The organism is Haloferax sp. Atlit-109R, from assembly GCF_003665865.1.
GTDB classification, from domain to species: domain Archaea; phylum Halobacteriota; class Halobacteria; order Halobacteriales; family Haloferacaceae; genus Haloferax; species Haloferax volcanii.
Genome location: NZ_QPLO01000002.1, coordinates 1,216,760 through 1,229,435, shown reverse-complemented (window position 1 = coordinate 1,229,435; position 12,676 = coordinate 1,216,760). Strand labels below are relative to the sequence as shown.

General features: G+C 66.2%; 11 protein-coding genes. 6 read left to right on the top strand and 5 right to left on the bottom strand.

The features are described 5' to 3' along the window. Positions 1 to 4: 4 nt before the first annotated feature. Positions 5 to 358, bottom strand: coding sequence for a hypothetical protein (locus tag DVK03_RS14720; protein WP_115803615.1), 354 nt, complete (start codon positions 356 to 358; stop codon positions 5 to 7). A 252-nt stretch (positions 359 to 610) separates the two neighbouring features. On the opposite strand from DVK03_RS14720, the gene DVK03_RS14715 reads away from it, so the two are divergent. Further along, positions 611 to 1,036: a DUF5518 domain-containing protein gene (locus DVK03_RS14715; RefSeq protein ID WP_115803616.1), complete on the top strand. Its 426-nt coding sequence runs from the start codon at positions 611 to 613 to the stop codon at positions 1,034 to 1,036. 202 nt (positions 1,037 to 1,238) lie between these two features. Here the strand turns inward: DVK03_RS14715 and DVK03_RS14710 are convergent, their stop codons facing one another. The 3 genes from DVK03_RS14710 to DVK03_RS14700 all read right to left on the bottom strand — a co-directional run bounded on the left by DVK03_RS14710 (position 1,239) and on the right by DVK03_RS14700 (position 5,430). Continuing rightward, positions 1,239 to 1,961, bottom strand: coding sequence for a ThuA domain-containing protein (locus DVK03_RS14710; protein WP_004041191.1), 723 nt, complete (start codon positions 1,959 to 1,961; stop codon positions 1,239 to 1,241). A gap of 492 nt (positions 1,962 to 2,453) precedes the next feature. Then, a complete protein-coding gene (locus DVK03_RS14705; protein ID WP_115803617.1) occupies positions 2,454 to 4,280 on the bottom strand; it encodes a hypothetical protein in 1,827 nt (608 codons plus the stop codon). Between the two features lie 211 nt (positions 4,281 to 4,491). Further along, on the bottom strand, positions 4,492 to 5,430 hold the full coding sequence (locus DVK03_RS14700; protein ID WP_115803618.1) for a dihydrodipicolinate synthase family protein: 939 nt from the start codon (positions 5,428 to 5,430) through the stop codon (positions 4,492 to 4,494). A 102-nt stretch (positions 5,431 to 5,532) separates the two neighbouring features. Here DVK03_RS14700 and DVK03_RS14695 point away from each other — a divergent pair, with 102 nt between their 5' ends. Then, the gene (locus DVK03_RS14695; protein ID WP_115803619.1) at positions 5,533 to 6,585 is read left to right on the top strand and encodes a Gfo/Idh/MocA family protein; all 1,053 of its coding nucleotides are present in this window, start codon (positions 5,533 to 5,535) and stop codon (positions 6,583 to 6,585) included. A gap of 92 nt (positions 6,586 to 6,677) precedes the next feature. After that, the gene (locus DVK03_RS14690) at positions 6,678 to 7,922 is read left to right on the top strand and encodes a mandelate racemase/muconate lactonizing enzyme family protein (protein ID WP_115803620.1); all 1,245 of its coding nucleotides are present in this window, start codon (positions 6,678 to 6,680) and stop codon (positions 7,920 to 7,922) included. 63 nt (positions 7,923 to 7,985) lie between these two features. On the opposite strand, the gene DVK03_RS14685 is transcribed toward DVK03_RS14690, so the two are convergent. Further along, positions 7,986 to 9,023, bottom strand: coding sequence for a hypothetical protein (locus DVK03_RS14685; protein ID WP_158599088.1), 1,038 nt, complete (start codon positions 9,021 to 9,023; stop codon positions 7,986 to 7,988). A gap of 437 nt (positions 9,024 to 9,460) precedes the next feature. Here DVK03_RS14685 and DVK03_RS14680 point away from each other — a divergent pair, with 437 nt between their 5' ends. The 3 genes from DVK03_RS14680 to DVK03_RS14670 all read left to right on the top strand — a co-directional run bounded on the left by DVK03_RS14680 (position 9,461) and on the right by DVK03_RS14670 (position 12,667). Then, a complete protein-coding gene (locus tag DVK03_RS14680) occupies positions 9,461 to 10,597 on the top strand; it encodes a mandelate racemase/muconate lactonizing enzyme family protein (RefSeq protein ID WP_115803622.1) in 1,137 nt (378 codons plus the stop codon). 123 nt (positions 10,598 to 10,720) lie between these two features. Next, positions 10,721 to 11,170 carry a universal stress protein gene (locus tag DVK03_RS14675; protein WP_115803713.1) on the top strand — a complete coding sequence of 150 codons (450 nt, stop codon included), beginning with the start codon at positions 10,721 to 10,723 and terminating at the stop codon, positions 11,168 to 11,170. Between the two features lie 63 nt (positions 11,171 to 11,233). After that, positions 11,234 to 12,667: a hydrolytic enzyme lplD gene (locus DVK03_RS14670; protein WP_008608596.1), complete on the top strand. Its 1,434-nt coding sequence runs from the start codon at positions 11,234 to 11,236 to the stop codon at positions 12,665 to 12,667. The last annotated feature ends 9 nt before the right edge of the window (positions 12,668 to 12,676 follow it).

Below are 12,676 nucleotides of genomic sequence, written 5' to 3'. Positions count from 1 at the left end.
ACGGTTACTCGCTCGGGTCGAACTCCAGATAGACGAGTCGCTCGTCTCCGACCGTCCAGCCGCGATGCCCCGGCGGGATGGTCGCGGCACGGCCGGCGGCAGTCTCCGTCCGCGCCCCGTCGTCCAGTTCGAGACCGAGCGTCCCGGAGACGACGTAGATGTCGTGGGCGTTCTGACAGTAGTCGGGTTCCGTTCCGTCGCGGTCGGCTTCCGCTTCCCACCCCGGCTCCAGCGTCGCTCGCGTGACCGACACGCCGCGTAGTTCGACCGACTCCGTGCGACCGCCTTCGAGTGCTGTCGAGGTTGCGTCGGAAAGCTTCGTGACGACCAGTTCGTCGACTGTTGTACTGTCTGCCATGAAACACGTCCTGCGGGCATCGTAGTATCTCTTGCGTCGGAACCGAACCCCCGATTACAATATATCAAAATACTTTATAGATTCTATTCATCTACTACTTGTGACATTTATCGCTCCGAGGGTCCTGTCGTCATCGCCGGCCCCACAGTCTGCGAACAGTACCACGAACGGCCCGGACGCCGAGTACAGTTCGACCCCCGCGGTCAAACCCCGCCAAATATATGACTTCTTAGCCGCCTTACATACGCGCGTATGATCTCGATTCCCCGCTTCAGTGCCCTCTCTCCGGAATGGAACGCCGCGCTCGTCGGGGCGATAGCCTCGCTTCCCATCAGTGCCGTGGTGAACTGGTTCCCGAACTCGGAGGCGACCGTCGGTGCCGGGATGATGATATTCGGGGCGGTCACCGCGGGAGTCGTCGCCGCGGTCCGCTCGGTGGATTCGGACGCCGCCGGACTCTACGCCGGTTTTCTTGGCGGCGTTCTAGAACTGGTCATATTCGCGGTGACGACGGGAACGACGGTGGCGTGGCCGCTGTCCAGAGTCGCGTTCTTCGCATTCGCCGGCGGGGTCGTCGTCTGTCTCGCCTCCATGTTCGGTCTGGGGTGCGGTCGAATCGGCGGATGGCTGATGCGGACTGTCGGCTCACGGTGGAACCCCACCGCGAGCACGTCGTAGCCTCCTGTTGCTGTTCTACGTTGAATTACCAATTTTCAAATATATATCTAAATCTGGTATGTGTGGCCGTCCCGCTGCTCGACCCCGAGGTCGAACATCCTCCCAGTTCTCCCAGTGACCAAAGAGCGAATTCGTTCAGCAGCAGTTGTGGTCGTCGTTCTTCAGTGGGGAACAGTCTCCGCGCCGACGCGCGCCGCTCCGCTCACTCCTCGACGTGTTCGAGCGGGTCGGTCTTCCCCCACCGCGCCGACGCGCCCTCGGTCGGCGTCGCCCACTCGACGGCGTTGTCGATGACGCGTTTGACCTCGTCTTGGTGGAAGATGGGATACTCCTCGTGGCCCGGTCGGAACGCGAAGATTCGTCCGCGGCCGCGGCGGTAGCAGACGCCCGAGCGGAACACGTCGCCGCCTTCGAACCACGAGATGAAGACGGTTCTATCGGGTTCAGGGATGTCGTAGGGCTCGCCGTACGTCTCCGTCGCCGGGATGACGAACTGCTCGTCGAGGCCGTCAGCGATGGGGTGGCCGGGGTCCGCGACCCACACCCGCTCGCGCTCGCCGCCGTGGCGGTATTTGATGTTGCAGGTCGTCCCCATCAGTCGCGTGAACGGCTTCGAGTTCTTCCCAGAGTGCAGCGGGATGAAGCCCATCCCCTCGTGGACGCGGTCGACGACGCGCTCCGCGACGGCGTCTGTCACCTCGTCGTTGGCGCAGTGGGACCACCAGACCAACACGTCCGTCGCGTCCAGCGTCGCCTCGTCTAAGCCGTGTTCGGGTTCCTGTAACGTCGCCGTTCGTACCTCGCGGTCCGGTCCCTCCAGATGCGCCGCGATGGTTCCGTGGATTCCCGTCGGATACCGCTCCGCAACGGCCGGTTCCTCCCGTTCGTGGACGTTCTCGTTCCAGACGGTGACTCGTGTGGGCATGCGCCATAGTGTTCGCCCCCGGTGATAAATTCTCTCACCACTCGTGACTGCGGTCCTCGTTCACGCGCAAAGCCCGTTCCCTCAAAGGGAACAATGTGTATAATCGAAGAAGAACGGCTATCAGCGACGAATCAGCCACTCCTGCGTTCGGAGCCGACGAACTACGAGATGCTGACCCGATTTCCCGACCCATTTTCGTTACAGACGTATGGGTGTAATCTGTGTCTGATAGCTCCTCCCACGGCCCTCGCTCCGGACTCGTAGAATATATCTCGATTAATAATTCCCAACACGGGAACACCGTTTCTCCCGGTGTTTCCGTCGCAGGGCGACCTGATAGCTAATCATCGGTTTCGAGACTTCTCAGTCGCTCTCTCGAATACTGAGATGCCACGCGACGACTACTGTCGTTCCCGTGACGGGAACGAATCGACGCTTTTCCAGTCCTCGTACGCGCCTTCCGAACCCGGCGCGGCCCGGTCGGCGTGTCGCTTACGGCTCCGTCTCCGACCACGGGTGGTCGTAACTCGGGTCGTCGACACCGCGCTCCGCCCCGTCGGTCTCGACCGCGGTGAACCGGTGTTCGCCGTACGCGCCGGCTTGGACGACGACCTCCTCCCGCCTCGCACCGGTGTTGACGAGCGTCAGTTCGAGGCCGTCGCTCGTCACCGACTCCACGAGCGCGGCGACGCCGGACGGGAGCCCCGGCCGCTCTCTTCGGGCGTCGAAGTGGCGCACTTGGGCCATCACGAGGCCGCCGTAGTAGACCGGCTGTGGCGCGCCCATCGTGAGTTGGAGGAGCGCCTTGTGGAACGCCGGGTTCCGGTCCCTGAGGTAGTCCTCGTCCACGGTCGTCGGTTCGTTTCCCTCGGCGTCGAACAGCCGCAGTCGCTCGTCGACGTGCTCGCGCGTCGCGTCGAGGATTCGGTCCGGGTAGTCCGGGAACTCCCCGTCGAGATAGGCGAGCCACGCGTACTCGTGGCCGTCGCCGTGTTTCGTCTTCGCCCGCGGGTCGACGCGTCGCCAGTCCTGCGTCCCCCAGTCGCGGAGCCGACGAATCCGGTCTCGGTCCTCGTCGCGCATCGACATGTACCAGAGGTGGACCGCGTAGGGGTCGTCCGTGTGCGGCTGGAACTCGTACCAGCCGTCCCGCCACAGCACCTCTCCGTCGTCTTCTGTGAGAACACCCGACGCGTTGTAGTGGTAGTCTCCCTCGTCTCCGTACTTGTGTGGGATGTGGAGGGTGCTGTGTACGTCGTCTTCTGCGACTTCGATGCCGTTCTCGATGAGGACGTCGAGCTGCGACCGCGGGAAGTCGAGATACTCCCGGTCGCCTTCGAGCAGGACCGCGTTCTCGGCGGCGACCGTCGGCCCGATGCCGACGTAGTGCCACCCGCCCCACGACCAACCGTAGTAGCCGCCGTACCACGAGCCGTCGGTGTACTCACCGATTTCGCCGGAGCGCCCGACGTTGTCGGGGATGATACCGCCGTTCTCGGCCGTCCGCTCCCGCCACGCGCCGAGGTAGTCGGTCACCCACTCGCGGTAGCGTTCCTCTCCGGTGTGGAGGTAGGCGTTCGTCATCAGGCTCGTGATGTTGAGGTTCAGCGGGATGTCGCCCTTCGCGCAGCGCTCGTTCAACACCTCGAACAGGCGCTCTTCGTTCGCCGGGTCGAGGAGGTCTGCGGCCTCGTCGAACTCCAAGTCCCGCCACGGGAGGCCGTGTCTGGCCCAGCGGTAGTCCGCGCCGTAGGGGTGGTGTTCGTAGGCGGAGAAGTCGCAGAACTCCGGGCCCATGCTCCCGTTCATCGGCCCGCGAACCACCCGCTCGTCGGCGTCGTAGTTCCTCGCCTCCGAGTCGGCGGTGTAGAGCTCCGCGAACTTCTTCGCCCGGTCGACGACCGCCTCGTCGTCGGGCGCGGCGAGGCCCATGTTGTACGTGTAGAGATTGCCCTCCCCGAGGTGGAACCAGTCGCGGCACTGTTCGAACTCGTCGACGACCATCGGATGGCCGAACGGCGTCTCCGTCTCCGCGCCGCGTTCGAGCGCGGCCTCGTACACGCGGCGGGCGTGGTCGAGCAGGCTTTCCTCGCCGCCCATCGCGTACACGAGCGGCCAGTTGTAGAATCCCTCGACCACGTCGTCGAAGCCGTCGACGCCCACGTGGTCGTCCGGCGGCCAGAACGGCTCTCCGTCGGGTCCGGTGTAGTCGGCGACGAACCGGTCGACCGCGTCGGCGGTCAGGTCGAACAGCGCTCTTTGTTTGTGCGCCCACGTCGGCGGCCGAGTCGCCTCGGCGGTCGCTTCGAACTCGCGCATGCCAACATACCCCGCGTCTCGGGTGATGAATATTTGGGTCGCGCGAGATACTGGTAGCTGTCCGGTCCGGCCCGCGGTGCGCAGGCCGGCCGTCTCGTCGCTGAACCGTCGGTTCAGTCGTCACTCTCCGCGCCGATAGCGACGCACTCGACCTCGTGCGTGGCCGTCGCTCTCGCCGCTGTCGGTCGTCGGCGTCTTCTGTCGTCCCCACTCAGTCGATGAGACGTTCGATGTCGTCGTCGAGTTGGTCGTACAGTTCCTCGGCGCGGCGCTCGTCGTCGGCCGACAGCGACCGAATCGGCTCGCGGACTGCCCCGCCGCGCAGGCCGGCCAGTTCGAGCCCCTTCTTCACCGCTGGGACGCTGATAGCGCCGTCGAGGCTGTTGTTCTGCCCGGTCTGGTCGCGGAAGTTCTGGTAGGGCAGACAGATGTTTCGAAGCTCGCGGGCGCGCCCCCAGTTCTCCTCGGTGAGCGCCTCGAACAGCGCGAGGCCGACTTCCGGGCGGAAATTGCTCACGCCCGCCGAGAACCCCTCGATGCCCTCGTTCCAAAACGAGACGGCGAAGGGCTCCGCGAGGCCGTCCACCCAGACCACGTCGTCGCCGGTGGTGCTGGCGGCCGCGCCGAGTTTTACGGCGTCTTCGATGGCGTACTTGATGCCGACCACGCCGTCGAGTCCCGCGAGGTCACGGAGATAGTTGATTGACGGGTTAAACCCCTTCACGTACGGCACCAGCGGGGCCGTCGAGGCCTCGGCTAGTTTCTCGTAGTAGCGAAGCAGGCCGCGCTCGTGGACGTACGTGTGGTCCGGCGGCATTATCATCATCCCGTCGACGCCGATGCGGTCGTAGGCGTCGATGAGTTCGCGCGCGCTCGCCGTGCTCCCGCCGACGCCGGCGAGGACGCACACGTCTGACGGGAGCGCGTCGACCGCCGTCTCCGTCACCGCGATTCGCTCCTGCCGGGTCAGCGAGTGGTACTCGCTGATGTTCGCCGACGCGAGGAACGTGCGGATTCCCCCGTCGTAGAGCGTCGTCGCGTTCGCTGCCAGTTCGTCGTGTTCGATGTCGAGGTCGTCGTCGAACGGGGTGAGGAGCCCGGCGGCGACGCCGCGCAGGTGCTCGCGCACACCGCTCTCTGCGAGTGGCATACCCGAACCACCGGGCACTCGCGCATAAAATCTTCGGACAGGGGGGTCGCGCGCCCGACGACCGTCACAACAGTTATCTGCCCTATCTCTGTAATCGCATCCATGCCGCGTCAGACAGACCCGTCTCCAATCGCCGTCGGCGTCGTCGGCCTCGGTAGCCTCGGTCGTCGGCTCTGCCAACAGTTCGTCGAACTCCCCCGGTCGGACCTCGTCGCCATCTCCGACGTGGACCCCGACGGCCTCACCGAGGTCGGTGACTCCTTCGACGTTCCCGAGGCGCACCGCTACCGGTCGTTCGAGGCGTTCCTCGACTCGGCCCCGATGGACGCCGTCGCCGTCGCGACGCCCAACGGCCTCCACTACGAACAGACCTCGGCCGTGTTGGACCGCGGCCTGCACGTCCTCTGCGAGAAGCCGCTCGCGACCGACGCCGAGGAGGCCTACGAACTCACGACCCGCGCCGAGGCGAGCGACCAAACCGTGATGGTCGGCTACCAGCGACACTTCAATCCGGCCTACAAGCGCGCCCGCGACGAGTGGGCCGACGGCGACCGCGTCCCGCGCTTTATCACCGGCGAGGTGACTCACGACTGGCAGTCCTACTACGAGAAGGAAGACGACTGGCGGATGAGCCCCGAGTTGAGCGGCGGCGGCCACCTCCTGAACGTCGGCACGCACGTCATCGACGCCATCCTCTGGACGACCGGCCTCACGCCGACCCACGTCAACGCCTACGTGGACTTCCACGACGACGAGCAGGTGTTCGACCGCCAGTCTTCTATCATCGTCGAGTTCGCGGAGGGAGCGGTTGCGAACGTCTCCGACACGGGCGTCGTCGCGCGGACCCGCGAGCACGTCCACATCTGGGACGACGAGGGCGCGATATACCTCGAAGGCCACGAGTGGGACGACCGCACCGGCTACGTCATCGACGACGAGGGGACCGAACACCACCCCTACGACGGCTACGAGCGGTGGCTGAGCAAGGGAACCGCGTTCCTCGACGCCATCGAGACCGGCGAGACGCCGCCCGCGACCGCCCGCGACGGCCTCAAGGCGGTGCTCATCACCATGGCGGCCTACGAGTCGGGCCGGCGCAACGAGCGCGTCGCCCTCGACGACCTCTACCCGTTCGCCGCCGACGTCTTCCAGTAGCGCGCCGCCTTTCTCTCCCGGTTGTCTCCGCTCCCTCCCCGAGTCCCGCTTGCGAGGCGGAGTTTTATCGTGATGGCCGAGTCTGTTGAGATATGCGAATCGCGACTATCAGCGGCTACGCTCTCTCGTCACCCATCGAACCGCCGCAGGACCGCCCCTTCCACGGTGGCACCCGTCGCCTGCTCAAACGCGACGTGGTGCTCGTCGTCGTCGAGTCGGCCGACGGCACCCGCGGCATCGCCACCGCCGGCGCGAGCAGTTCCGCGATGCGGGAGTACTTCGAGGGCGACTCGCAGGGGACCTTCGCGGACGTGGTAAACGGTGCGGTCGCCGACGCGCTCGAAGGCGAGCCAATCGAGGAAGTCGGAGACGCCCACGCGATACTCCGCGACACCGACCTGCCCGACCGACTCCGCCACGAGGCTATTTCGGCGCTCGACGTGGCGCTGTACGACATCCGCGGGAAGCAGGTCGGCGCGCCCATCTACGAACTGCTCGCCGACGACTACGGCACCGACCCGACGACGGAGATGCCCCTGTACGCGAGCGCCGGGATGTACATGGAACCCGAGGGCTACGCCGAACAGGCGGCGACCATCCGCGACCTCGGCTTCTTCGGCTACAAGTACCGACCGGGCATCGGTCCCGACGGGGACCGCCGGACTATCGAACTACTCTCCGAAATTGCGGGCGACATGAAAGTGATGCTCGACGTGCACACGTGGTGGAAGATTCGCGACGGCTACGACCGCGAGACGGTCGAGGACCTCGTCACCTTCGCCGCCGAGCGGGACTGCTACTGGGTCGAAGAGCCGGTCTCGCCGGACGACCACGCGGGCTACGTCGACCTCGCGGCGACGGGCGCGCCGCTGGCCGGCGGCGAGAGCGAACCGACGCCAGACGGACTCGTCGCGCTCGGTGAGACGGGTGCGGTGGACTTCCTCCAGGGCGACGTTCGCCACCACTGCGGCTACACCGGCTGTCGTCCCGCGGTCGAGTCCTGCGTCGGCCGCGACGTGGAGTTCGTCCCGCACAACTTCGGGACGTGGGTCGGCCTGCTGGCGAACGCGCACCTCGTCGCGGCCGCGCCCGAGGTGTCGCTTCTCGAATATCCGGTCTTCGAGGACGACCCGCTCCTCGACGCCGACACCGACCCCGGCATGTACCCCTTCGACCTCGCGTTCGACATCATCGAGGGTCAACCCACCGTCGAGGACGGCGTCCTCTCGCTGTCCGACGCGCCGGGGCTTGGCGTCGAGGTGAACCTCGACGTGCTCGACGACTACCCCTTCGAGGAGGGGCCGTGGACCGAGTTCCACTACGACGACGCCGAGTGACGAAGCCGGTCGTGTGGCGGTAGTCGCCACGACGCCGCTTTTCTTTTCGCGTCGTCGAACGGGTCAGCGAGACCCGGCGTCGCGCTGCTCGACGCGGACGGCGTGCGATTCGAGCCACTGCCGGAGGTCGCTCTCGGGGACGTGCAGTTCCCGGTTGTTCTCGGCGAGGTCCGGATAGCCGCCGACCGCCGACTGGCTGTCGATGTACTCGCCATCGAAGTTTCGGACCTCGTTGATGACCCGCCGGTCCTGATACGTTCGGTCGCCCGGGCGCGCCCCAGCGTACGCGAGGTTGTGTCGCGTCGCGTCGGCGGCCGAGAGCGGCGAAAGCCCGTCGGGCCACAGCGGCGGTTCGTCGAGGAGCGTCACGTCGGGCCCGTACATCGGCGTCTCCGGGTCGGTGGTGTTGGCGTCGCCGTACACCTCGCCGCCGCCCTCGATATTGTAGTCTCCCTCGTCGACCCGGCGGAACGAGTTCCCCACGATGCTCGCTACCGTCGAGTCCCCGAGGTTGACCGACTCGTTGTAATGGTACATGACGTTGTTCACGAGCGCGCTGCGCGTCTCGGCCTTGAGTCGCGGATTGCGGCCGATGTTATGGGCCCAGACGTTCCCGTACAGCGCAACCTCCTCTGCACCGTCGCCGACAAGCGACCCATAGGAATGGGTCCCCTTCGGGTGCGTGGCGTCGGCCAGTCCCTCGGCCATGATGCAGTTCGAGTAGGTCGTCCGTCGCGAGTCGTACCCGGGCGACCCGTTCTCGTCGACCGCCCAGGTAATCGAACAGTGGTCGATGACGTTGTTCTCCGTCTCGTCGGCCGTCCGCACCCCGTCGGGAACCCACCCGACGTCCCGTCCGGCGTCGCCCGGCCGAACCCGGACGTGTCTGAGCACGCAGTCGTCAGCTTCGACCCAGAGGCCACCTCGGACGAGCGTGATACCCGGCGACGGGGCGGTCTGTCCGGCGAGATACAGTTTGTCCTCGTCGATAGTGAGTCGCGCCGCGCCGAGGTCGATGGTTCCGCTCGTCTCGAACACCACGACGCGCGGCCCACTCCGGTTGACGGCGGCCTCGAACGCCTCGCGCGTTGGCTCGGTCACAGTGTACACCGGCGTGTCGTCGTCGAGCCACGGAGCCGCATCGGCGAACCCGTCGCCGGGGCCGAAATACGACCCGGTGGACGAGTCGGTACGCTCGGAACCGTCCGCTGCCGCGGCCGAATCGGCCGCGAACAGAGCCGAACTCCCGATAGTTCCGACACCAATCGCTCTCATGAACTCCCGTCTATTGTGTTTCATGGTAGCTAACGTGTAGCATGATTGCCAGCAATCATCGATCAAGGTGAAAAACAATGAAAGTTATGGCTATCTGACATCGTCGGTTCGCCTCCTCGGGCCGGACATCCCGAACCCGAGTGGAATCGGCCTCAAGCGCCTCGGTTATCCCATCCGGCACTGTCACGTCGGTGGGTCGCCGCCGCGCCGTCGCTCGACCGCTCGGCACAAGCTATATTGTACCGGTCCGCAGTGTAGCCGACATGGAAATCACAGACATCGAAGTCATCCCGATATCGCACCGCCTGCCCGACGGGCAGGGCCTCGGCGACGCGCGCGGGTTCGGCCACGACAGGGCGACGACGCTCATCCGCGTCGACACCGACACCGGCGAGGTCGGCTGGGGCGAGGCGTTCGCGCCGGGGAGCGTCGTCGCGCCCGTCGTCGACGAGTTTTTCCGCGACGACGTGGTCGGGATGGACCCCTTCGACGTGCGGCGGCTCGCCGAGGAGTCGTACACTGACCCGTACCACTTCGGCGGGAGCGTCTTCGTCCAGAGCGCCCTCAGCGGCATCGACGTGGCCCTGTGGGACCTCGTCGGCAAGGCGACCGGCAAACCCGTCCACCGCCTCCTCGGCGGGACGCCCCGCGAGACGCTCACGGCCTACGCCTCGACGATGTACTTCACCGAGGCGGACCGCGACATCGCCGCGCCGATTCGAGACGCCGTCGACGAGGGCTTCTCGGCGGCCAAGATAAAAATCGGCACCGGCACGGACTCCGACGTGGAGCGGGTTCGAACCGCCCGCCAACTCCTCGGCGACGACGCGCGACTGATGGTCGACATCAACGGGAACTACCGGCCGCGACAGGCGATTCGAACCGCGAAGGCCATCGAGGAGTTCGACATCACGTGGATGGAAGAGCCCGTCCCGCCGGAGAACCTCTCGGGCTACCGCGAGGTCAAACGCGGCGTCGACGTGCCGCTGGCGGCCGGCGAGGCGCACTACGGCCGCTTCGAGTTCAAGCGTCTCGTGGACGACCGGACGGTCGACGTGGTCCAGCCCAATCTCGGTCGGTGCGGCGGGCTCTCGGAGGCGAGTCGCATCGCCGACCTCGCCAGCACGGAGAACGTGGCGGTCCGGCCGCACGTCTGGAACAGCGCTGTCGGCCTCGCCGCGGCGGTCCAGTTCGCGGCCTCGGTCTCGGACTACCCGCACACGCGGCACGTCCCGGACCCGATGATGGTCGAGTTCGACCGGAGCGAGAACCCGCTCCGCGACGAGATTCTCAAGTCGCCGTTCGACCCGACCGGCGGCGAAGTGGACGTGCCACAGGGCCCCGGACTGGGCGTCGACATCGACGAAGACGCGCTTGAGCGGTACCGCGCCGACAACTGAGTCGGGCCGTTCGCCCGCTCGTCTCCTTCCTCACCGCGCCGCCGAACCGACCCCGCGCTGTTCCGACTCGCGGGATAGTTTTATGCGTCAAAGCACCGTGGCACCGGTATGCAGTCATCGCTAGTGGTAGTCGACAGTACGGACTCCAACGAGCGCCTCCTCGCCGAGGCGGGGCAAATCGCGGCCGGCACGGACACGCCGCTCGTACTCCTCACGCGAATCACCGAGGACGAAATCGTCGAGAACGCCGAGACGTTGCAGGCGATGAGCGACGCCGCCAACACGCCGCTGGAGTCGAACTCCGCGCGGGAGGTCGCAACCCGATTCGCGTCGCAGGCAGCGAACGAGGCGTTCGAGTCGGTGGACGGAACCGTCGAGTACGACGCCGTCACCGTCGTGGCCGAGGAGGGCGAGTTCGCGGACGAGGTGATTCGCGTCGCCGCCGAGCGCGGTTGTGACCACGTCTACGTCGCCGGCCGACAGCGCTCGCCGACCGGAAAGGCGCTGTTCGGGGACACCGCACAGCGCGTCGTCCTCAACTTCGACGGACCGGTCACCATCCTGACCGAGTGACGGAGCATCCGGACCCCCCGAAACGACAGCTATTTGCGACCCTGACTCGTCATATGTTATCACATGTATCAGCTGTCGGAGCAGGCGGAGCCTGTACCGTCGGGTTCGTCCCGAACCATCGACATCGGCTACATCGGCGGCGGGAGTCAGGGGTGGGCCCACACGCTCATCAACGACCTCGCGCAGTGTCCTGACCTCGCGGGGAGCGTCACGCTGTACGACGTGAACTACGAGATGGCGTCGAAGAACGCCCTCCTCGGCAACCGCGTGATGGACCGCGAGGAGGCGGCCGGTGACTGGTCGTTCGAGGCGACCCGGAGCATGGACAAGGCGCTCGACGGGGCCGACTTCGTCATCTGTTCGATTCAGGACCCGCCGGGCGAGACGTTCGTCCACGACATCGACGTGCCGCAGGAGTACGGCATCTATCAGACGGTCGCAGACACCGTCGGTCCCGGCGGGGCGATTCGGGCGCTGCGCGCGATTCCGCAGTACCGCGACATCGCCGCGACGGTCCGCGAGCGCTGCCCGGACGCGTGGGTTATCAACTATACCAACCCGATGACGGTCTGCACGCGGGCGCTCTACGAGGAGTTCCCCGACATCAACGCCATCGGGCTCTGCCACGAGGTGTTCAAGACGCAGGAGCTGTTCGCCGACATGGCGGAGCGCTACATCGACGAGGCGGAGGACGTCGCCCGCGACGAGATTCGAGTGAACGTCAAGGGCGTCAACCACTTCACGTGGGTCGACGAGGCGCGGTGGCGCGACCGCGACGTGTTCCAGTACCTCGACGAGGAACTCGACCGCCGGAAGCCGCTTTTCGACCGCGACCCGGGCGACCTCGACGGCGAGTCCTACTGGGTGAACAACGAGGCGGTCGCCTTCGACCTCTACGACCGCTTCGGCGTCCTCGGCGCGGCGGGCGACCGTCACCTCGTGGAGTTCGTCCCGTGGTATCTGAGCATCGACGAACCGGAGGAAATCCAGCGCTACGGCATCCGACTCACGCCGAGTTCGGCCCGCGTCTCCGACGACGAGGGTCCGGACGAGATGGAGCGCTACCTCGAAGGCGACGCGGCGTTCGAGTTCCGCGAGTCCGGCGAGGAGGCGGTCGACATCATGCGGGCGCTCTCCGGCGAGGGGACGTTCGTCACGCACCTCAACTACCCCAACGAGGGGCAGGTCGACGGTCTCCCCGAGGGCGCGGTGGTGGAGACGAACGCGCTCCTCTCCGGCGACGACGTGACGCCCCTCTGTGCGGGCGGCCTGCCCGACGAGGTCGAGAGCATGGTGCAAACCCACGTCACGAATCAGGAGACGCTCGTCCGCGCGGGCTTCGAGGGCGACCTCGACCTCGCGTTTCAGGCGTTCCTCAACGAACCGCTCGTCACCGTCTCGCGCGACGAGGCACAGGAGTTGTTCGCGAAACTCGTCGAACTGGAGCGGGAGTACTTCACGGACTACGACCTCGACGCGTCGGTCCTGCGGGCGTAAGTCGGCGTT

Coding starts and splice junctions, on each gene's coding strand:
- DVK03_RS14670 (WP_008608596.1), top strand. CDS start 11,234: ATGTATCAGCTGTCGGAGCAGGCGGAGCCTGTACCGTCGGGTTCGTCC.
- DVK03_RS14715 (WP_115803616.1), top strand. CDS start 611: ATGATCTCGATTCCCCGCTTCAGTGCCCTCTCTCCGGAATGGAACGCC.
- DVK03_RS14690 (WP_115803620.1), top strand. CDS start 6,678: ATGCGAATCGCGACTATCAGCGGCTACGCTCTCTCGTCACCCATCGAA.
- DVK03_RS14710 (WP_004041191.1), bottom strand. CDS start 1,961: ATGCCCACACGAGTCACCGTCTGGAACGAGAACGTCCACGAACGGGAG.
- DVK03_RS14695 (WP_115803619.1), top strand. CDS start 5,533: ATGCCGCGTCAGACAGACCCGTCTCCAATCGCCGTCGGCGTCGTCGGC.
- DVK03_RS14720 (WP_115803615.1), bottom strand. CDS start 358: ATGGCAGACAGTACAACAGTCGACGAACTGGTCGTCACGAAGCTTTCC.
- DVK03_RS14700 (WP_115803618.1), bottom strand. CDS start 5,430: ATGCCACTCGCAGAGAGCGGTGTGCGCGAGCACCTGCGCGGCGTCGCC.
- DVK03_RS14705 (WP_115803617.1), bottom strand. CDS start 4,280: ATGCGCGAGTTCGAAGCGACCGCCGAGGCGACTCGGCCGCCGACGTGG.
- DVK03_RS14680 (WP_115803622.1), top strand. CDS start 9,461: ATGGAAATCACAGACATCGAAGTCATCCCGATATCGCACCGCCTGCCC.